20 protein-coding genes are annotated in these 20,740 nt (G+C 61.9%); 11 read left to right on the top strand and 9 right to left on the bottom strand.

Annotated elements, in window-relative coordinates:
• Nucleotides 1-70: 70 nt before the first annotated feature.
• From holA to A8B82_RS07630, 4 genes are all read right to left on the bottom strand, one after another.
• Nucleotides 71-1,069 (bottom strand): DNA polymerase III subunit delta, encoded by a 999-nt coding sequence (gene holA / locus A8B82_RS07645; protein WP_067290363.1) that lies wholly within the window; start codon nt 1,067-1,069, stop codon nt 71-73.
• Nucleotides 1,066-1,548: an LPS assembly lipoprotein LptE gene (gene lptE, locus A8B82_RS07640; protein ID WP_067290360.1), complete on the bottom strand. Its 483-nt coding sequence runs from the start codon at nt 1,546-1,548 to the stop codon at nt 1,066-1,068. The genes holA and lptE overlap by 4 nt, the downstream gene beginning before the upstream one ends.
• Nucleotides 1,535-4,081, bottom strand: a complete 2,547-nt coding sequence (gene leuS, locus A8B82_RS07635) for a leucine--tRNA ligase (protein ID WP_067290526.1) — start codon at nt 4,079-4,081, stop codon at nt 1,535-1,537. The genes lptE and leuS overlap by 14 nt, the downstream gene beginning before the upstream one ends.
• Before the next feature lie 84 nt (nt 4,082-4,165).
• The gene (locus A8B82_RS07630; protein ID WP_067290358.1) at nt 4,166-4,654 is read right to left on the bottom strand and encodes a DUF3576 domain-containing protein; all 489 of its coding nucleotides are present in this window, start codon (nt 4,652-4,654) and stop codon (nt 4,166-4,168) included.
• 289 nt (nt 4,655-4,943) lie between these two features.
• Between A8B82_RS07630 and A8B82_RS07625 the strand changes: the two genes are divergently transcribed.
• On the top strand, nt 4,944-5,870 hold the full coding sequence (locus A8B82_RS07625) for a porin (protein WP_067290355.1): 927 nt from the start codon (nt 4,944-4,946) through the stop codon (nt 5,868-5,870).
• 103 nt (nt 5,871-5,973) lie between these two features.
• Nucleotides 5,974-6,627, top strand: coding sequence for a YggS family pyridoxal phosphate-dependent enzyme (locus tag A8B82_RS07620; RefSeq protein ID WP_067290352.1), 654 nt, complete (start codon nt 5,974-5,976; stop codon nt 6,625-6,627).
• A 9-nt stretch (nt 6,628-6,636) separates the two neighbouring features.
• On the opposite strand, the gene A8B82_RS07615 is transcribed toward A8B82_RS07620, so the two are convergent.
• From A8B82_RS07615 to ribA, 3 genes are read right to left on the bottom strand one after another with little or no spacing between them, the layout of a single operon-like run.
• Nucleotides 6,637-7,131: a L,D-transpeptidase family protein gene (locus A8B82_RS07615; protein WP_067290349.1), complete on the bottom strand. Its 495-nt coding sequence runs from the start codon at nt 7,129-7,131 to the stop codon at nt 6,637-6,639.
• A complete protein-coding gene (locus A8B82_RS24765) occupies nt 7,128-7,271 on the bottom strand; it encodes a GFA family protein (RefSeq protein WP_443069332.1) in 144 nt (47 codons plus the stop codon). The genes A8B82_RS07615 and A8B82_RS24765 overlap by 4 nt, the downstream gene beginning before the upstream one ends.
• A 9-nt stretch (nt 7,272-7,280) precedes the next feature.
• Nucleotides 7,281-8,369, bottom strand: a complete 1,089-nt coding sequence (gene ribA / locus A8B82_RS07610) for a GTP cyclohydrolase II (RefSeq protein ID WP_067290347.1) — start codon at nt 8,367-8,369, stop codon at nt 7,281-7,283.
• 165 nt (nt 8,370-8,534) lie between these two features.
• Here ribA and A8B82_RS07605 point away from each other — a divergent pair, with 165 nt between their 5' ends.
• The 5 genes from A8B82_RS07605 to A8B82_RS07585 all read left to right on the top strand — a co-directional run bounded on the left by A8B82_RS07605 (nt 8,535) and on the right by A8B82_RS07585 (nt 12,094).
• Nucleotides 8,535-9,221, top strand: a complete 687-nt coding sequence (locus A8B82_RS07605; RefSeq protein WP_067290344.1) for a response regulator transcription factor — start codon at nt 8,535-8,537, stop codon at nt 9,219-9,221.
• Nucleotides 9,222-9,484: 263 nt separating this feature from the next.
• Nucleotides 9,485-10,273: an exodeoxyribonuclease III gene (locus A8B82_RS07600; RefSeq protein WP_067290342.1), complete on the top strand. Its 789-nt coding sequence runs from the start codon at nt 9,485-9,487 to the stop codon at nt 10,271-10,273.
• A 31-nt stretch (nt 10,274-10,304) separates the two neighbouring features.
• Nucleotides 10,305-11,243, top strand: a complete 939-nt coding sequence (locus tag A8B82_RS07595) for a tetratricopeptide repeat protein (RefSeq protein ID WP_443069331.1) — start codon at nt 10,305-10,307, stop codon at nt 11,241-11,243.
• Nucleotides 11,244-11,270: 27 nt separating this feature from the next.
• Entirely contained in the window at nt 11,271-11,915 is a 645-nt protein-coding gene (locus A8B82_RS07590) for an LON peptidase substrate-binding domain-containing protein (protein WP_067290339.1), read from the top strand.
• The gene (locus A8B82_RS07585; protein WP_067290337.1) at nt 11,912-12,094 is read left to right on the top strand and encodes a Trm112 family protein; all 183 of its coding nucleotides are present in this window, start codon (nt 11,912-11,914) and stop codon (nt 12,092-12,094) included. Before A8B82_RS07590 ends, A8B82_RS07585 begins: the two co-directional genes overlap by 4 nt.
• 12 nt (nt 12,095-12,106) lie before the next feature.
• Here the strand turns inward: A8B82_RS07585 and A8B82_RS07580 are convergent, their stop codons facing one another.
• Nucleotides 12,107-13,333 carry an FAD-dependent monooxygenase gene (locus tag A8B82_RS07580; RefSeq protein ID WP_082899184.1) on the bottom strand — a complete coding sequence of 409 codons (1,227 nt, stop codon included), beginning with the start codon at nt 13,331-13,333 and terminating at the stop codon, nt 12,107-12,109.
• Between the two features lie 80 nt (nt 13,334-13,413).
• Here A8B82_RS07580 and A8B82_RS07575 point away from each other — a divergent pair, with 80 nt between their 5' ends.
• From A8B82_RS07575 to A8B82_RS07560, 4 genes are all read left to right on the top strand, one after another.
• Nucleotides 13,414-14,742 (top strand): amidase, encoded by a 1,329-nt coding sequence (locus tag A8B82_RS07575; RefSeq protein WP_067290332.1) that lies wholly within the window; start codon nt 13,414-13,416, stop codon nt 14,740-14,742.
• 117 nt (nt 14,743-14,859) lie between these two features.
• On the top strand, nt 14,860-16,047 hold the full coding sequence (locus A8B82_RS07570) for an aminotransferase class I/II-fold pyridoxal phosphate-dependent enzyme (RefSeq protein WP_067290329.1): 1,188 nt from the start codon (nt 14,860-14,862) through the stop codon (nt 16,045-16,047).
• 17 nt (nt 16,048-16,064) lie between these two features.
• Nucleotides 16,065-19,052, top strand: coding sequence for a DNA translocase FtsK (locus A8B82_RS07565; protein WP_067290326.1), 2,988 nt, complete (start codon nt 16,065-16,067; stop codon nt 19,050-19,052).
• A 222-nt stretch (nt 19,053-19,274) separates the two neighbouring features.
• The gene (locus tag A8B82_RS07560) at nt 19,275-19,874 is read left to right on the top strand and encodes a LolA family protein (RefSeq protein WP_201120764.1); all 600 of its coding nucleotides are present in this window, start codon (nt 19,275-19,277) and stop codon (nt 19,872-19,874) included.
• A gap of 67 nt (nt 19,875-19,941) precedes the next feature.
• On the opposite strand, the gene A8B82_RS07555 is transcribed toward A8B82_RS07560, so the two are convergent.
• Nucleotides 19,942-20,526 carry a transglycosylase SLT domain-containing protein gene (locus A8B82_RS07555; RefSeq protein WP_067290323.1) on the bottom strand — a complete coding sequence of 195 codons (585 nt, stop codon included), beginning with the start codon at nt 20,524-20,526 and terminating at the stop codon, nt 19,942-19,944.
• Nucleotides 20,527-20,740: the final 214 nt, after the last annotated feature.

Here is a 20,740-nt window from a genome sequence, read left to right as displayed (position 1 = left end):
TAATCGCGTCAAATTCGTCGACCAGCCAGAATGTATTCGCATCCTGCCGCGCGCGGGCAGGGTGCCGGGGTCAGCGCTGGGCACCCAGCATCGCAAGGCGGATAAAGGCGCGTTCGACCAGCGCCAGCGCCGGTGCGGTCTGTGCGGCCGACCGCAGGGTCAGGTCGGTGTCTGTCAGAACCGTCAGCGCGGTTTCCAGCTTTGCCGCGCCCCAGGCCTTGGCCTGCCGCATGGCCCGGTCCCGGTCACGCACCCCATAGATCGGCGCGCCGGGCGATGCGGCAATGCGGTAAAGCGTGCGGAAATGGCGGATCGCCATGATGGTCAGCGTCACCGGGTTCACCCCCTGGCCCTGCAACTTGTTCATCACCGGCCCGATGTCGCCCGCGCGGGCTTCGGCCACCACGTGCAGGATGTCATCCACATCAGCCTCGGTCGATGTCGGCGCGCAGGCAGCAACGTCCTGTCCGGTCAGGGCGGTGGAATCGTTCAGCTTGTATAACGACAGCTTTTCCAGCGTCTGGCGGAAATCGCCCGGATCAATCGTGCGGGCCAGTTCGCTCAGCGCGCCCATGGCATCGGGCTCGGGCCGCAATCCTGCCTCGGACAACAGCCGCTCGATCTCGGCCCGGTCGGGCGGATTGTCATAGATCGCCACGGCATAGGCATTCGGGTGGCTCTCAAAGGCCTTGCGCACTTTGGAGGTCTTCTTGAGGTCGCCCCCCGACACGACAATCTGCGCATCGCCGGGCTGCCAGTCCACCAGCGCATCCAGCAGAGGTTTCGCCACATTGTCGTTGGCATCCTCGACAAAGGCCGCACGCGGCCCCGGAAAGAACCCCACGGCCTTGATCGCGTCCAGCAACATCGCGGGGTCACGGCGCAACTCGGCCGCAGGAATGCGGGTCAGGCGCATTTCCTCTTCCGCATCGGGCCCCAGCAGCGATTTCAGGAATTCCTGCCGTTTCAGGGCGACACGCATCGCATCGCTGCCAAAGATCAACAGGCCGGTCTTGCCGGCATCCGGCTTGGTGAAATAGCTGTTGGCCTCGCGCGGGGACAGTTTCATGCGGGGATCTGCGCGGCGTAAAGCCTTGCGATGATCTGCTCGGCCAGAATGCGCATCAGGCGTTCCTGTGCATCCTGCGCGCTGGCCAGCGTTGCAACAGTTGTGCCGGTGGCGGAATAGCCAGTGAAGTTCTCGACGGTGCCGGATGTCACGATCTGGCCCGTGGTCAGATCCCGCAGCGCGAAATCCACCGCGCCCAGCAGGTTGAACCGGGTGGTGTTGCCCGCCGAATCGATGGCAAGGCGCTCTTCGGTCGTGGCGATCTTGACCGCCAGGCCAAAGCCCGCAGGGTTGGCACGTCCCAGCCGTTCCTCGATCTCGCGAGTCAGCAGATAGCCGTTGCGATCATTCGGTTCATCCACCAGCACCCGGTTGCGCAGCGCAGTACCGCTGCCGCCGGGCCCATAGACCGGCTCAAACCCGCAGGCGGCCAGCGCCAGCGGGGCAAGCAAAAGGGTGCGTCGGTCAAGCAACGACATTCACGATCCGTCCGGGCACTACGATGACCTTCTTCGGGGTGGCCCCATCCAGGGTCCTGATCACAGCTTCATGGGCCAGCGCGATCTTTTCAACCTCTTCTTTTGACATGTCGGCAGGCACCTGGATTTCCGCCCGTCGTTTGCCGTTGATCTGGATCGGCAGGGTCACCGTATCATCCACCAGCATCGCCTCGTCCGCCTTTGGCCAGGGGGCGGTGGCAATCAGGCCCTCGCCGTTCTGGCGCGCCCAGATGTCCTCGGCCAGATGCGGGGTCATCGGGGCCATCAGCTGCGCCAGCGTCATGATCGCTTCGCGCTGCGCGGCCTGGCCCGCCTTGGATTTTTGCAGGGTCGCGGTAAATGCATAAAGCTTGGCAATCGCGGCGTTGAAACCAAAGGATTCCACGCCCATCGTCACATCATGGATGGTCTTGTGCATGGCGCGCAGCAACTCCGCGTCGCCGTCTCCGCTGGCATCGGTCTCCATCTGTGCGATCCGGTCGCAGATGTTCCAGACCCGGCCCAGGTGTTTGAACGCCGCCTCTGCGCCCGAGGCGGTCCATTCCACATCCCGTTCCGGGGGCGAATCGCTCAGCACGAACCAGCGGGCGGTATCCGCCCCGTAGTTCGAAATGATGTGCAGCGGATCGACCACGTTTTTCTTGGACTTCGACATCTTGGCGGAGGGGATGACTTCAACGGCAGTGCCGTCAGAGAGCTTACCGTCACTCACATCCTCGGGCAGGTGATAGACGGGCCGCCCATTCGCATCGCGCGTCTGGTAGATCTCATGCGTCACCATCCCTTGCGTGAACAGCGCGTCAAAGGGCTCGATGGCGCTTTCCGGCAGGTGACCGGTGATCTGCATCGCCCGCGCAAAGAAACGTGAATAGAGCAGGTGCAGGATCGCGTGTTCGATGCCGCCGATATACTGGTCCACATTCATCCAGTATTTGGCGTCTTCCATGTTTGTCGGCGTTTCGGCGCGGGGTGCGGTGAACCGGGCGAAGTACCACGACGAATCGACAAAGGTGTCCATCGTGTCCGTCTCGCGCCGCGCCGCAGCACCGCAGGACGGGCAGGCACAGTCACGCCATGTCGGGTGACGGTCCAGCGGGTTGCCGGGCGTGTCGAAATCCACGTCATAGGGCAGTTCGATCGGCAGGTTCTCTTTCTTTTCGGGGACCACGCCGCAGGTATCGCAATGCACCACGGGAATCGGGCAGCCCCAGTACCGTTGGCGGCTCAGACCCCAGTCGCGCAGGCGGAACTTGGTCACGCCTTGGCCCACGCCGTTTTCCTCGCAAAAGCGAATCGCGGCGTCGATGGCCTCATTGCCGGTTTGGTGCGCTTCACCCGCAAATCCCCGGTTGTAAAAGACCTTCTCGTCCTTGGCAGGCACAAAGGCTTCTTCGAGGGTTTCGGGCGCGTCCTCTGATGGCAGAAAGGTCGAAATGATCGGCAGGCCATATTTGGTCGCGAATTCGAAATCGCGCTGGTCATGGGCCGGACAGCCGAAAATGGCCCCGGTGCCGTAATCCATCAGGATGAAGTTGGCGATATAGACGGGCAGTTCATGCGCCGTGTCGAACGGGTGGCGCACGCGGATACCAGTGTCCATCCCCAGCTTCTCGGCGGTCTCGATGGCCTCTTCCGTCGTGCCCCCCTTGCGGCACTCGGCGCAGAAGTCAGCGATATCCGAATTCTCCCGCTCCAGCGCCCTGGCAAGCGGGTGATCGGGCGAGATACCGACAAAGGACGCGCCCATCAGCGTATCGGGGCGCGTGGTATAAACGTCGATCCGGTCATGGCCGTCCGGTGCCTCGATGGTGGAGAAGGCAAATTGCAGCCCGCGCGACTTGCCGATCCAGTTGGCCTGCATCAGCTTGACCTTGGCGGGCCAGTTGTCCAACCCGTCGAGCGCATTCAGCAGTTCCTCTGAATGATCCGATATCTTGAAGAACCACTGCGTCAGCTCGCGCCGTTCCACCAGCGCGCCAGAGCGCCAGCCGCGCCCTGCCTCAACCTGTTCGTTGGCCAGCACAGTCATATCGACCGGGTCCCAGTTCACCACGGCGTTCTTGCGATACACCAGCCCCGCATCAAGGAAGTCGAGGAAAAGCGCCTGCTGCTGGCCATAGTATTCGGGATCGCAGGTGGCGAATTCGCGGGACCAGTCGATCGACAGGCCCAGCGGCTTCATCTGGCCGCGCATGTCGTCGATGTTGCCATAGGTCCAGTCCTTGGGGTGGCCACCGATGGCCATGGCGGCGTTTTCCGCAGGCATCCCGAAGGCGTCCCAGCCCATCGGGTGCAGCACGTTATGCCCGGTGGCGATCTTGTAGCGCGCGATCACGTCGCCCATCGTGTAGTTGCGCACATGCCCCATGTGGATGCGCCCCGAGGGATAGGGAAACATCTCCAGCACGTAATATTTCGGCTTGGAGACATCGCGGACGGCGCGGAAAATGCCATCCTTTTCCCAGGCAGCTTGCCAGCGGGCTTCGATTTCGGCGGGAGTATAGCGGGTCATGGCTTGGCCTTCGTTCAAACGGACTGCGCCGGGCCGTTCATGTCACTGGGCCCGGCGCATAGAAGTCGTGGATCGTGTTCGGGATCAGAATTTATTGTCGGCGAGACGCATCTCACGGGCGCGGGACAGGATGGCGTCTTCTACCGCGCGGGTGGTGGCCGTGTTCACGGTGCGCCCGCCCTGGGTTTGCAGCGCCAGGTTCAGGGACCGCGCATCAAGCGCCGGATCGTCGATCAGCACCGTTGCGCGATAGGCCGAGCCGCCGCCGGGTGGCCTGCCATAGCCTGTCACGATCACGCCTGTGAATGGGTCGATGGACTGAACCGGCAGAAAATTGAGGACCTCAAGCGATGCAGACCAGAGATACTTGTTTACCGAAACTCTCGTGTCACCGCTCTTGCGGTTGAAAATCGACCAGATCGTATTGTCCGGGTCGGTCTCGATCACGTTGGGGTTGTTGGTATTGCTGTATGTCGCTGCGCGCTGTGTTGCTTCCCGCCCCAGGCCACAAGCGCCGAGACTCGCAACAATAAGAAGTGCCACTGCGCCTTTGCAAACGGTCCTGTATGCCATTTCAGCTTTCCTTTGCCTGTTTGCACAATGGTCTATCCAAGTGCTGCACCATCGGCAAGGCATATGTAGCGCAGTGATTCCCCTGTCGAATATGGGCTTTGCGGTCTTGGATACGCCCGAGAAGGGCCGGGCTGAGATAAAACTGTGGCAAAGCTGCACCATTGGCAGCGACATTGCCCCTGAGCGTTTCAGGCTTCTTGCAAGGAGGGGGGGGTTGGGTGCAAACACCCTTCATACCCTTTCCGGATTCCCCGGTCTGGGCATATGAATTCAAACCGAGGGAAAACTCATGAAAAAAGTTCTCTTCGCTACAACAGCCCTGGTCGCGACCGCCGGCGTTGCAGCAGCAGACGTTACATTTGGTGGTTATGGCCGCTTTGGTATCCTGTACACAGACACAGCAGCTGGTGACACAACAAACATCACAAGCCGTTTGCGTTTGATCGTGAATGCAACTGCTGAATCCGACGCTGGTGTCGTGTTCGGTGGTACCATTCACTTCGAATCCGAAGAGCGTGACGCAGCCGTCGCCGTCGCTCCGGGCTTCAACGGCGCACGCTTCTTCGCCCGCTCCGGCGGCTTCGAAGTTGGTGTTGGTAACATCTACGGCGCGCTGGAATTCATGCCTGGTCAGTACCCCATCGACCTTGGTCTGACCGGTCACTCCTATGACTACGTTGCCTACAACTTCCGTGGCGATGCTTACCAGAACGGCCAAGGCCTGGGTAGCTCGGGCTCCAACGGTATCGAAGTTCTGTACTCCGCTGGTGATCTGGCAGTCCACGTGTCCGCAACCAACCCCACCGGTCCGGCCAACGACCGTATCGCGGGTCACATCGCGTACACATGGAACGGCTGGACATTCGCTCTGGGCGCACAGGACTCCGACTTCGTGGGTGACACCGACTGGACAGTCACAGTTGGCGGTTCCTTCGGCGTTGCCGACGTGAACCTGGCATACGCCAAAAACGGCGATGACAATGGCGTAATCGGCGCTGGTGGTACAGGCGATCACTGGGTTCTGTCCGGTCGTTTTGATGTTGGCGCAGCCACAAACATCGAAGCCTACGTTGCTGACGCGGACTACTTCGCTGAAACATCCTACGGTGTTGACTTCAACCACGACATGGGTGGCGGTACGTCCCTCCGTGGCGGTATCTCCTCCACAGGTTCCGACGCGACGCTGGTTGACTTCGGTGTGCGCTTCAACTTCTAAGTTGAACTCATACACGTGAGTTTGGGGCAGGCCTTCGGGTCTGCCCCTTTTCATTTCTGCCACCGTGTTGTTCTGTGCGCCCCAGGGCAGCAAGGGGAACATCATGGGTCTGACAGATATCACCACCAGATTGGCCAAGGCAGAGACAGACGCCGGGCGCAAAGCCGGTTCCGTCACCCTGATCGCCGTCAGCAAGGTGCAGCCGGACACGCGGGTGCGTCATGTGCTTGAGCAGGGCCACCGCTGTTTTGGTGAAAACAAGGTGCAGGAGGCTGCGGGCAAATGGCCCGATTTCCGCGCCGAATTTCCCGGCGTCGATCTACACCTGATCGGCCCGTTGCAATCCAACAAGGCGCGGCAGGCGATCACCCTGTTTGATGCGATCCACTCCCTGGACCGGCCCAAGCTGGCCCGTGCCCTCGCCCGGCTGGCCCAGGAAGAGGGGAAATGCCCCGATCTGTTCATCCAGGTGAACACCGGCGAGGAAGCGCAAAAGGCAGGTGTCCTGCCCGGCGATGCCGATGCCTTTGTCACCGAATGCCGGGATCTCGATCTGCCTGTACGGGGGCTGATGTGCATTCCCCCGGTGGACGAAGAACCATCACTGCATTTCGCCCTGCTGGCAAAGATCGCGGCACGCAACGGGTTACAGGGCCTTTCCATGGGCATGAGCAGCGATTTCGAACGCGCCGTGGCACTGGGTGCCACCCATGTGCGGGTCGGATCCGCCATTTTCGGGGAAAGAGTGCCGGGATAAGGCCCGGCGTCAGGCCACGATCAGCCGTGTACGCTGCCGGATCATCGGCGCAATGGCATGCAGATCGGCCCGCCGCAGGCCGATACAGCCTTCGGTCGGGTATCCGGGCCTGCGCCACTGGTGAATGAAAATGGCAGAGCCGCGCCCGGCAACCGCGTGGGGCCAGTTCCAGTTTGTCAGGATCACCAGATCATAAAGCGAGTCCGCGCGCCGCAGCATCTCGTGACTGTGCGGGTAGGGCGCGCGCACCATCGTATTGTAATCCCCGGCTGCCGGATCATCGGACCACAGGTCCCCCGGCCCGATCGGCACGGCCCAACTCACCGGGCAGGCCAGCCTGTCGGGCCGGTACAGCATCCCGACAATCTTGTGGACCCCTTTCGGCGTGGCACCATCGCCCTCGCGTTTTTGTCCATTCAGACCCCCCTTGCCGATGCTGCAAGGGTAAAGCCGCCCCTGAAACCGCAGGCCAATGGGGGTCAGGACCAGGTCATCGGGGGTCATTTGCACACAGGTATCTCATCATGACAGGGTTTCCCCCCGCCCGGGATATACTGACATTCCCTGCAATGGCATTGCAGCTTCCACACCGGAACGGCCGTCCCCCTGTAATGCAGCGCCCCGCAAGAGCATCGGCCTTCCATGGTCGCCCCCTAAAACAGATGCCCTGATTTTGCGGCCTTTGTCGCCAGATAGCCAGCGTTATGGCGGTTTTCCCCGACCGCCAGCGGCACGCGTTCGGCCACCTTGATGCCAGAGGATTCCATCATCTCGACCTTGCGCGGATTGTTGGTGAGAAGGCGCACGGCTGAGAACCCCATGGATTTCAGAATATCCGCCCCCAGCCGGAAGTCGCGTTCATCGTCTTCGAACCCCAGTCGGTGGTTCGCCTCGACGGTGTCAAACCCTTGATCCTGCAAGGAATAGGCCCGCATCTTGTTGGCCAGCCCAATCCCACGCCCCTCTTGATTGAGATAGAGCAGCACGCCGTTCCCCTCGGCCCCCATCTGCGCCAGCGCGGCGCGCAATTGCGGGCCGCAATCACATTTCAGACTGCCCATCAGGTCCCCCGTGAAACAGGCGGAATGCAACCGCGCCAGCACGGGTTTTGCCCGGTCTGGCCGTCCGATCTCGACGGCATAATGCTCCTCGCCGCCATCCTCGGGGCGGAAGATATGCAACCGGCCCGCCTCTGACACTTCCATCGGCAAACGGGCATTGACGACCGGATGCAAGGGGCTGCGTTCGGCCAGCGCAGGGGTCACCGCGGCAAGGTCAAGCGCCGTCAGGGAATGCCGCGCGGCAAAGTCTTTGGCATCTGCCAGCGGCAGGATCAGCGCGGCGGGCAAAAGGCGCGCTGTCTTGATCAGCTGCAGGGCGGCGCGATGCGCGGCCACATCCCCACCCCGCGCGCATTTCAACGGGCCCTTCATCGGCGCGCGCAGGTCGTCAGCGGGATCGGCCAGGTTTTGCACCCAGGCCGGTGTCGCGTCCTCCGGCAGAATCACCCGCGCCAGATCCCCGTCATAGGCACGCGCCTTGAGCGTCTGGGCACGGCGCGCGGTGATTGCCAGAACCGGCTCCCCCCCCAATGCCAGAACATCGGCCAGCCGCTGCGCGGTCAGCGTTTCGGCGGCCAGCACCAGCACAGGCTCTGCATCCAGCAGGACAACCGGGATGCCCATGCGTAAATCCGCCCGCGCGCGGGCCAGTTGTTCGATAATGTCGGGGGCCAGGGCCATATTGTGTTACAACTCCGAAAGGCGATTGAAACTTAACTATGCCACATGGCTCTGAATTGAAACATTGCGGCGCTCTGCCACACGAGGCCGTGAAGCCAGCATGCCAAACCTTGTCGAACCCGGACGCAAGGCACACCTGTTAACAAAATAGTGTGGAGGTTAAAGATGGCCCAGCTCAAGAAAATCCTGCTCGTCGATGATGACGAGGACCTGCGCGAGGCGCTGAGCGAGCAGTTGATCATGACAGAGGACTTTGACGTCTTCGAAGCAGGCAACGGCGCCGACGCCATGGCCCGTGCCAGAGAGGCGATCTATGATCTGGTCATCCTGGACGTTGGCCTGCCCGATACCGATGGCCGCGAACTCTGCCGGCTGATGCGCAAACAGGGTGTGAAAAGCCCGATCATGATGCTGACCGGGCATGACGGCGATGCAGATACCATCCTGGGTCTGGATGCCGGTGCCAACGATTATGTCGCCAAACCGTTCAAGTTTCCGGTCCTCTTGGCCCGTATCCGCGCCCAGCTGCGCCAGCACGAGCAATCCGAAGATGCGGTTTTCCAGCTTGGGCCTTATACTTTCAAACCCTCGATGAAGATGCTGGTCACCGAAGACGACAAAAAAATCCGCCTGACGGAAAAGGAAACCAATATCCTGAAGTTTCTTTACCGTTCCAATGATGGCGTCGTCCCGCGCGATGTGCTGCTGCACGAGGTCTGGGGCTATAACGCGGGCGTAACCACCCACACGCTGGAAACCCACATCTATCGCCTGCGCCAGAAAATCGAACCAGATCCGTCAAATGCGCGCCTTCTTGTTACCGAATCCGGTGGCTACAGATTAATGAGCTGACCGCCGGAACCAAATCAGGGTTCTGCGGTTACCCCTACGAGAGGCGGGGTTTTCATGACCCGCTGCTCGGTTTGAACCCCGAAGCTTGTGCCCGGGTATTGGCACATACCTCCCTGTTGGACTTGGCCGGGCTTCGTGCCCGGCCTTTTTTCTTCGCTATGATCTACCTCGTCCGGCGAATATGTCCGGCAGGGAGGACGTGACCTGGTGGCGCTCCCCCGCCCGAGCGGTTAACCTGCCCAAGGTCACAGACGGAGCATCCCATGCCATTCACCCTTGCCACCTGGAACATCAATTCGGTCCGCCTCCGCGAAGGACTTGTCCTGAAAATGCTGGCTGAACATGGGCCGGACATCCTGTGCCTGCAGGAATGCAAAAGCCCGGTCGACAAGATCCCGACAGAGGCATTCAGCCAGGCGGGATATACCCACATGGTCGCGCGCGGGCAAAAAGGCTACAACGGCGTTGCCATCCTGTCCAAACTGCCGCTGCAAGATGCCGGGGACCGCGATTTCGCGACCCTCGGCCATGCCCGCCACGTCGCGGCCCGGCTGGAGAACGGCACAACCATCCATAACTTCTACGTGCCCGCCGGTGGCGACAAACCCGACCGGACAATCAACGAGAAATTCGGCCAGAAACTGGATTATCTGGCAGAAATGCGCGACTGGTTTCATGGCGAAAAGCCGCAAAAGGCGATTCTCGTGGGCGATCTGAACATCGCCCCCCGAGAGGACGACGTCTGGGATCACAAGAAACTGCTGAAGGTGGTCAGCCACACCCCGGTGGAGGTCGAAGCCCTGGGTGCCACACAGGATGCGGGCGGCTGGGTCGACATCACCCGCAAGGACATTCCGCAGGGCAATCTGTACAGCTGGTGGTCCTACCGCGCGGCTGATTGGGATACGGCAGACAAGGGCCGTCGCCTCGATCACGTCTGGGCCACGCCGGATATTTCCAACGCCGCCCACTCCAGCCACATCCAGCGCGCCGTGCGGGGATGGGAGCAACCCAGCGACCACGCGCCGGTTTTTGCAACCTTTGACCTTTGATTCACGCGCCCAAGCGCTCATATAAGGTCAAATGCTGACACGCGAGGACAAGACCATGGAACTGAACCTGACCGCCAACGCACCCGACGCCGACCTGATCAAGGATGTCAGCGAAGCGACATTCATGACCGACGTGGTCGAGGCGTCGCAGACAACACCGGTGATCGTGGATTTCTGGGCCCCCTGGTGCGGCCCCTGCAAGACATTGGGCCCCCAGCTGGAGGCTGCGGTGACCGCCGCAAAGGGTGCCGTGAAGATGGCCAAGGTGAACGTGGACGAGGCGCAGATGATCGCGGGCCAGCTGCAGATCCAGTCGATCCCGACCGTCTATGCCTTTTACAAGGGCCAGCCAATCGACGGCTTCCAGGGGGCCCTGCCGGAATCCGAGATCAAGGCCTTTGTCGACAAGGTGATCAAGGCTGCCGGTGGCGAAGCGCCGGGCGATGCGCTGGCCGAAGCTGTGGAGGCGGCAGAGGACATGCTGACCGAAGGCGCGGCTGCGGATGCGGCACAGACCTTCGTTGCCATTCTGGGCGAAGACCCGCAACACGCCGGTGCCTATGGCGGCATGGTCCGCGCCCATATCGCAATGGGCGAACTGGACCAGGCCGAGGCCCTGCTGAACGGTGCCCCGATCGAGATTTCCAAAGCCCCGGAACTGGAAGCCGCCTTTGCCCAGCTCGAACTGGCACGGCAGGCGGAAAACGCAGGCCCGGTTGCCGAACTAACCGCCACCGTGGACGCGGAACCCGACAACCATCAGGCAAGGTTCGACCTGGCCCAGGCGCTTTATGCCAAGGGCGATGCCGAACTGGCGGTGACCCATCTTCTGGATCTGTTCCGCCGCGACCGCGAATGGAACGACGGTGCCGCGAAAACGCAGTTGTTCACGATCTTCGATGCGCTGAAACCCAACGATCCCGTGGTCTTGAACGGGCGTCGCAAATTAAGCTCGATGATATTTGCCTGATCCTGCGCATGCGCTAGGTGCTAGGCCATGATAAAGCAAACAGAGCTGCCAGATACGATCGCGATCTTTCCACTGGCGGGAGCCTTGCTTCTCCCCCGCTCGCGATTGCCCCTGCACATCTTCGAACCGCGCTATCTGCAGATGATTGCCGACGCGTTGAAGACCGATGGCAGGCTGATCGGGATGATCCAGCCCAACCCGGTGCCGGGCCGCCAGGGGCCCGGTCTGCACAGCATCGGTTGCGCCGGGCGCATCACCCAGTTCTCCGAAACCGAGGATGGCCGCTATATGATCACGCTCAGCGGCGTGTCCCGCTTTCGGGTGATCAAAGAGGTCGAGGGCTTCAGCCCCTACCGCAGATGCGACGTGAAATGGGACGGTTTTGAACGCGACCTGGGCGACGAGGAACAGGACGCCAACTTCAGCCGCAAACCCCTCATGGACCTGCTGGGCCGCTATTTCGAAACCCGCGGCCTTTCCGCCGACTGGAGCACGCTGAAAGAGGCGGAAGATGAATTGCTGATCAATTCACTTTCGATGATGCTCGACTTCGACGCAGAGGACAAACAGGCCCTGCTTGAGGCACCCTCGCTCCAGACCCGGCGCGAGACCCTGGTGACCCTGATCGAATACGCCATGCGCGGCGGCCATGACGAAGGATTGATACAATGACCGAGACCCCGATCTTTGACCGCCGCATGCTGGATGCCCTGATCTGTCCGCGCAATCAGACAACGCTGGAATATGATGCGGAAAATCAGGAACTGATCTCAAGGGCCGCCGGTCTGGCCTATCCGATCCGAAACGGCATCCCGGTCATGCTGATCGACGAAGCCCGCAAACTGGGCTGACCCCTCTTCGGATCACAGCACCTTGCCCTGCATCAGTCTTGGCAGCTCTCCGGTCAGACCGGCAGCTTCGCGGATGAAACCGCGCCGCAGGCCGGGCAGCGCGTTCACGGCGGCCATCCCGATGTCGCGCGCCAAACGGATCACCGGGTTGTCGTTCGAAAACAGACGGTTGAAACTATCGGTCGCCAGAGCAAGCGACGCATTGTCGAAACGCCGCCATTCCTGATAGCGCGCCAGTGCCGCGTCAGAACCGGGGTCCTCGCCGCGCCGCCGGGCATCGGCAATCACCTCTGCCAATGCCGCGACATCCCGCAGCCCCGCGTTCAACCCCTGTCCGGCAATCGGATGCACCCCATGGGCCGCATCGCCGACCAGGGCCACCCTCTGTGCCACCATATTCTGCGCCAGCGACAGGCTCAGCGGATAGGTATAGCGCGCCCCTGCCAGACCGATCTCTCCCATGAAATCACCGATCCGTGGCCGCAACACCTCCAGATAGGCCGCATCGGACAGCGCGTTGATCGCCTTGGCGGTCTCGGCCGTCTCGCTCCAGACGATGGCGGATCTGTTGCCGCGCAGCGGCAGGATGGCCAGCGGCCCGGATGGCATGAACAACTGATGCGCGATACCGTGATGCGGTGCCGCATGTTCAATCGCGCATACCAGCGCGGTCTGGCAATAGGCCCATTCAACCCGCCCGATCCCCGCACGCCGTCCGGTGCCCGTGCTGCGCCCATCGGCCCCCACGGCAAGGCGCGCCCGCAGCGACCCGCCGCTGGCCAGCGTGAGCGTGATGCCGGCGGCATCCGCGCTCTGGCCGATGACAGTTTCGCCGTTCATCTGGCGGATGCGCTTGTCCGCCTTGACCGCATCCAGCAGATGCCGCCGCAAATGCCGGTCTTCCACCATAAAGCCCATCGGGCCTTCCTCGATCTCGGCATGGTCGAAATGCATGAACATCGGTGACGGCCTGTCGCCCGCGCGCCCGTCTGTCACCTTGATCTCCAGCATGGGCTGGGCCTGATCCGCGATCCCCTGCCAAAGGCCAAGCGCCTCCAGCATCCGGGTAGAAGACAGCGCCAGCGCATAGGACCGCCCGTCAAAGCCCGCATTCCTGCGGATCTTGATCTCAAGCGCGTCGATCAACGTCACCCGCAGCCCCGAACCGGCAAGTGCAAGCGCCAGGACCGGGCCATTCAGGCCGCCGCCGATGATGGCAATATCGGTATCGAATTTCATGCCCCTTGATATGGCGGTCGCTCGGGGATTGTCCATGCGCGCTGTGGTCGCTACCGTCTGCGAAAATCAGGGGACCTAACATGCAAGACTGGCTGACCATGACCGCCGCGGATCTGGGGCGCGGCATCGCGGCAAAGAATATTGATCCGGTGGCCCTGTGCCAGACCTATCTGGATGCCATCGCGGCGCACCCCCTGCGGGACCGCATCTATGCCCGCGTCACCGCCGACCGCGCCCTGGCAGAGGCCCGCGCCGCCGCCGTCCGCGCCAGGGCGGGGCAACGGCTGTCCCCGCTCGACGGCGTGCCGATCTCCTGGAAAGACCTCTTTGATACCGCAGGCACGGCGACCGAAGCCGGGTCCAGACTGCTGGAAGGGCGCGTGCCGGACCGCGATGCGGTGGTTTTGGCCAATGCGACTGCCGCCGGGCTGGTCTGTCTGGGCAAGACCCATATGAGCGAACTGGCCTTTTCTGGCCTCGGCCATAACCCCAGCACCGCGACACCGCCCTGCATCAACGATGAAAACGCCGTTTCCGGCGGGTCGTCCTCCGGCGCTGCGGCGTCGGTGGCCTTCGGGCTGGCCGCTGCCGCCATCGGCTCTGACACCGGCGGCTCGGTGCGTGTTCCTGCCGCCTGGAACGATCTGGTGGGGCTCAAGACAACATCGGGGCGGCTCAGCCTTGAGGGTGTTGTCCCGCTGGCCCTGAAATTCGACACAATTGGCCCGCTGTGCCGGTCGGTCGAGGACGCCAGCCTGCTGCTTGCCGCCATGGCTGGGGAAAAATCTGCCGATCTGCGTCACAGTGATCTGGAAGGGCGCCGTTTCGCGGTCCTGCGCACCACCGCGATGGACGACCTCCGCGAGACCCCCGCCGCCGCATTCGAGGCGACGATTGCCCGCCTGACAGAGGCCGGAGCCCAGATCACCGAAATCGACATTCCCGAGGTGGCAGAGGCGATGCCGCTCAGCAGTTGTCTATATACGGCAGAGGCTTACGGCCTGTGGCGCGATGTGATCGAGGCGAACCCCGATGCGATGTTCAGCGAGATTCTGGAACGGTTTCGCCTGGGCAAAGGCTTTTCCGGGCCGGATTACGTGGCGGCATGGGCAAAGCTGGACGCGTTGCGCGCAGGCTATGACGCGGCAGTCGCGGGTTACGACGCGGTCCTGTTGCCGACCGCCGCCCTGCTGCCGCCGTCGCTTGCGAAACTGCAACAAGACCATGACTATTATGTCTCTGAAAATCTCTTGACCCTGCGCAACACCCGCATCGGCAACCTGATGGGATTATGCGCGCTCACCCTGCCGACGGATACTCCCTCTTGTGGTCTGATGCTGATGTGCCCCCCACATATGGAAGAACAGCTTTTGAGACTTGGCGCGGCGGTCGAGGAAATGCTGGTCTGAGATTGGCCTAAATACCACAACACGCTGAGCTTGCGCCGGTTTTTCTGGACGGCAGGCAGCACCTTGGGTACTTTGAAACAAACGGGGCGATAACGATCCCGATCCGAGGCAGTTGTAATGTTCTATCCTGAGCGGTTTTCGAACCTTCCGGCCCATGCGTGGCCGCGCCTGCGCGCCCTTCTGGACGTGCACGAAGGTGGTGGACCATTGATCCAGATGACAATCGGGGAGCCGAAACATGCCTTCCCGGCATGGGTCACGGACAGGATTGTCGAAGCTGCGGAAGGGTTTAACAGCTATCCTCCGAACGATGGCTCGCCGCAACTGCGCGCCTCTATCGCGGGCTGGATCAAGCGCCGCTATGGCGTGGACATGGACCCCGACAGTGAAGTGATGGCCCTGAACGGCACCCGCGAAGGTCTGTACAACGCGGTGATTGCCCTTTGCCCCGAAACCAAGGACGGCCAGAAACCTGCCATCCTGATGCCGAACCCCTTCTATCAGGTCTATATGATTGGCGCGATTTCCGGCAATTCGGACCCGATCATGGTCAATGCCACCGAGGAAACCGGGCATCTGCCCGACTTCCACAGCGTTGATCCCGCAATCCTGAACCGGACCACGGCCTGCTACATCTGTTCGCCCGCCAACCCGCAGGGCGCTGTCGCATCGCGTGACTACTGGACCAGGCTGATCGACCTGGCCGAAAAGCACGATTTCAAGATTTTTGCCGATGAATGCTATTCAGAGATCTACCGCGACACGCCGCCCGTCGGCGCATTGCAGGTGGCCGAGGAACTGGGCACCGACCGCAACCGCGTGGTGATCTTTCATTCGCTGTCGAAACGCTCCAACCTGCCGGGCCTGCGCTCCGGCTTTGTCGCCTCCGGCCCCGAGACCATTCGCGAGGTCAAGCAGCTGCGCAACTACGCAGGCGCACCGCTGCCGCTGCCCTTGCAGGCCGCCGCCGCCGCTGTCTGGGACGACGAGGTGCATGTGGTTGAAAACCGGGCGCTTTACCTTGAGAAATACCGGATCGCGGACCGCATCCTGGGCAATGTGCCCGGCTATCACAGCCCGGAGGCCGGATTCTTCCTCTGGCTTCCGGTCGAGGACGACGAGGCCGCAGCCCTGAAGCTGTGGAAAGAAACTGGCGTGAAGGTCTTGCCGGGCGGTTATCTGGCGCAGGACGTTGAAGGGGTGGGAAACCCCGGTAAAAAGTACATCCGGGTCGCCCTGGTGGCCCCCAAAGATGAAACGGCACGCGGATTGGAACTGATCCGCGACTGCCTTTATCCGACTTGAGAACGAGGAAACGAGCAATGGCATATCAGACCCGTGGGCGTGACCCCCTGCTGGACAGCAACATGACCGAGGCGCTGGAAAAACGCGGCAAGGAACTGTTGGGTCTGGCGCTGATCATGCTGGGCGTGATGGCCGCAATGATGATCGGCAGCTACACGCCGGACGATCCCAACTGGATGGTCTCAACCGATGCGCCGGTGCAGAACTGGATGGGCCGCATGGGCGCCTCCATCGCCGCACCGCTGTTCATGATCGTGGGCTGGGGCGCATGGGGGCTGGCCGCAATCCTTTTGTTCTGGGGGGGGCGGTTTGCACTGCACTGGGGACAGGACCGCGCATTGGGCCGATTGATCTTTGCGCCGATTGCCGTGGCCCTTGGCTCGATCTATGCCGCAACCCTGGCACCGGGACCGGAATGGCTTCAGACCCACAGCTTTGGTCTGGGTGGTCTGTTTGGCGATACCGTGATGGGCGCGATCCTGACGATCCTGCCGATCGGATCGACCTTTACCGTGAAATTCATGTCCGTGGTCATGGGGCTGGGCATTCTGGCACTGGGCGCTTTTGTGCTCGGTTTCACCAGGGCCGAACTGAACCGCATTGGCCGCTTCCTGCTGGTGGGCACCATCATGGCCTATGCCACGATGATGAACATCATGGGGCGCGGCGCGTCCGGTGCCGTGCATGCGGCCCAGACCTTGCAGGCCCGCCAATCCGAGCGGCGCGAACGTCTGCGCATCGAGGCAGAAGAGAACGCGGCCTTTGCCGCACAGCAGGAAGTGTCGGCAGTGGCGGTCCAGCGCAACATGCCCCGTGCCGAACCGGTGCTTGAAACCCATCCGCAGGTCGAACCGGCCAAATCCAGCCTGCTGGGCCGTATGCCCGGATTGATCAAACGCCCCGACCCGATGCCGGAGCCCGAACTGGTGGAAACATATTCCGACGCCGTGGTGGAAGAGGAAGAACCGGGCAGCGACCGCATCAAGTCCAAGATCGCGGATGTGATCAAGAATCGCGTGCGCAGCACCACGGCGGTACATACGCCGACAACCGCACCGCTCACGCGGGGGCGGGGCAGGGGGCCTGATCCGCTGCTGTTGAAAACCGCACCTGCCGGGCAATTGCCGCCCGAGCCGCCCCTGACATCGCAAGCCGCGCAGGCCGGCCGGGCAGAGCCGCCTCTGACGGCATCCCGTCTGTCGATCTCTGGCACCGGCGCCGCCACTATGGCAGCGCAACCACCCGTGGCAGAGGAACCGCTGTCATACGCGCCGGTGGACGACAGCTACGATTCATACGACGAAGCTGACACCGCCGGGCAACCCGATGTCCTGCCGCTGCACCAGGCCGCACCGGAAACCCCCTCCATCCCCGTGGCCGAGCCGCGCCGCGTCGTGGTGCAGCAACCGACCCGCAAACCGGTGCAGCCCTCCAGACAGGCCCAGGCCGAAGCCCAGCCGACCCTGACCTTCGAAGACACCCATCCCGGTTTCGAACTGCCGCCGCTGAACCTGCTGGAAAGCCCCGACACCGTGCAGCGCCTGCACCTCAGCGACGAGGCACTGGAAGAGAACGCGCGGATGCTGGAAACGGTATTGGATGACTACGGCGTCAAGGGCGAGATCGTCGCGGTGCGCCCTGGCCCCGTGGTGACCATGTACGAGTTGGAACCGGCACCGGGCCTCAAGGCAAGCCGCGTGATCGGTCTGGCCGACGACATTGCGCGCTCCATGGCCGCGCTCTCCGCCCGTGTCTCCACCGTGCCGGGGCGCAGCGTGATCGGCATCGAACTGCCCAACGAGAACCGCGAAAAGGTGGTCCTGCGCGAGATCCTGTCCAGCCGCGACTTTGGCGATGGCAACCAACGCCTGCCGCTGGCGCTGGGCAAGGACATCGGCGGTGATCCCATTGTGGCGAACCTCGCCAAGATGCCCCACCTGCTGATCGCGGGGACCACCGGGTCCGGTAAATCCGTGGCCATCAACACGATGATCCTGTCGCTGCTCTACAAGCTGACACCGCAGGAATGCCGCCTGATCATGATCGACCCCAAGATGCTGGAACTCTCCGTCTATGACGGCATCCCGCACCTGCTGTCCCCGGTTGTCACCGACCCCAAAAAGGCCGTTGTCGCTCTGAAATGGACCGTGGGCGAAATGGAAGAACGCTATCGCAAGATGTCCAAGATGGGCGTGCGCAACATCGAAGGCTATAATGGCCGCGTGCGCGATGCGCTGGCCAAGGGCGAACTCTTCAGCCGCACCGTTCAGACCGGCTTTGACGAGGACACCGGAGAACCGATCTTCGAGACCGAGGAAACAACCCCGGTGGCGCTGCCCTATATCGTCGTCATCGTGGACGAGATGGCCGACCTGATGATGGTCGCGGGCAAGGAAATCGAAGCCTGCATCCAGCGCCTTGCCCAGATGGCACGGGCGTCGGGCATCCACCTGATCATGGCGACACAGCGCCCCTCGGTCGACGTGATCACCGGCACGATCAAGGCGAACTTCCCCACAAGGATTTCCTTCCAGGTGACCTCCAAGATCGACAGCCGCACGATCCTGGGCGAGATGGGTGCCGAGCAGCTTCTGGGCATGGGCGACATGCTGTATATGGCGGGTGGGGCCAAGATCACCCGCTGCCATGGCCCATTCGTATCAGACGAGGAAGTCGAGGAAATCGTCAACCACCTCAAGCAGTTCGGCGAGCCTGACTATGTCTCCGGCGTGGTGCAAGGCCCGGCCGATGACAAGGAAAGCGACATCGACGCGGTGCTGGGGCTGAACACAGGCGGCAATACCGATGGCGAGGACGCGCTTTATGACACCGCCGTGCAGGTGGTGATCAAGGACCGCAAGTGTTCGACATCCTACATCCAGCGCAAGCTGGCCATCGGCTACAACAAGGCCGCCCGCCTGGTGGAGCAGATGGAGGACGAGGGCCTCGTCTCTCCAGCCAACCATGTGGGCAAACGCGAGATACTGGTGCCGGAACAGGGATAAGGCTTACCTCCTTCAAGCCCTGTTCGCTAGATGCGCCAACAGCCGCCGGTCACGCCAACCGGCGGCTTTTTTATGCGACGTACTGCGGCCCTGACTGCCGGGGCCTGACACCACCCCCGATAGGCAATGCGTCACGCCGGTAAGCAGAAAACCGCGACCTGATATCGCATATCACCGGGTTCCGCCCTATGTCTGTTCCAACTGAAACACAGGAAGATCACAATGCGACTGATGAAACCCATCGTACTTGCACTTGCCCTGCTGAGCCCCGTTGCGGCAATGGCGCAAAAACTGCCGCTGAACGACATATCGGCCTATCTGAACCAGCTTCAGACCGCCAAGGGCGACTTTACCCAGATCAATGATGACGGGTCGATCAGCACCGGCACCATCTATATCAAACGGCCGGGCAAGGTGCGGTTCGAATACAACCCGCCTGAATCCGCGCTGGTGGTCGCCGGCGCGAATACCGTGGTGATCTATGACAAGAAGTCGAACCAGCCCGCAGAAAGCTATCCGCTGTCGCGCACCCCGCTGTCGATCATCCTGGCCAAACAGGTGGACCTGGCACGCGCCAATATGGTCACCGGCCATTCCTATGACGGCACCGCCACGGTGGTGACGGCACAGGACCCTGAAAACCCGCAATACGGCAACATCCAGTTGAAGTTCACCGGCAACCCGGTGGAACTGCGCCAATGGATCATCAATGACGGCAACGGTTCGGTCACAACCGTGGTGCTGGGGGACCTGCAAAAGGGCGGATCATTGCCCAACAGCCTGTTCGACACGGGCAGTCCGGGCAGCGCGCCCACAAGGTAGGTCGTACCGGCCCCGGCGCTGACCGGGGCCAGTGCTGACCGGGCCAGTGCTGACCGGGGCTGTCACGTCACCGCAAACGGCAACCTGCGATCTGCTGCTGATACATCAGCGAACGCGCCTCGACCTTGCCGGCCACGGCAACCAGCCAGGATTTGCTGTTGTAGCTGGCCCGCGCATAACCTGTGTGACCCTCGTGATAGGCCAGATATTGGTTGCGCGCGTCGTGCAGGGCAATGCCGTTGCGGTCGCGGGTCTGGTTCATGTACCAGCCCATGAAATCGCTGGCGTCATTGATCCTGTCGCGCTTGGCGGACCGGCGGTTCTGCGCGTTGCGGTATTCTTCCCAGGTGGCATCAAGCGCTTGGGAATACCCAAAGGCACTGGATTGCCGCCCCATCGGGATCACGCCCAGCACGTATTTGAACGGCGTGCGCGCGTCCGATACGAACTTGCTTTCCTGGTGGATGGTGGCCATCTGCACATGCACCGGCACACCCCATTTGCGTTCCACCTTGCGGAACGCCTTATAGTATTCGGGGCGCTCTCTGAGAATTGTACAGGCGTTGTCCAGGTCGTTCGGCGCAGACGACTGCCCGCCCCCGCAGGAGGCGACCATCAGTACAATTATCATAGCGCGAAGAGTTTTGCTCATTTGCCTCTCGCTTGGTCGTTTTTTATTTTGTCACAGCATACGCTATTTTGATGGCGGATCACATCAAAAATTTTACAGCAGAACAGTTGGTAAAAGCGGAAATGCGCCCTTTCCCGCTTTCCCCCTGCGCGGCTTGGGCCCGGCGGGGGGGGGGGCCAAGTGCCACGATTCTCATGACCTCAAGCACGGGGGGCAACAGTTTGTTTCCTTTGCC

This window comes from Sulfitobacter sp. EhC04 (genome assembly GCF_001650875.1).
Taxonomy (GTDB): domain Bacteria; phylum Pseudomonadota; class Alphaproteobacteria; order Rhodobacterales; family Rhodobacteraceae; genus Sulfitobacter.
The sequence above is the reverse complement of the archived record's forward strand: the minus strand, read 5'-3'. Positions and strand labels throughout refer to the sequence as shown.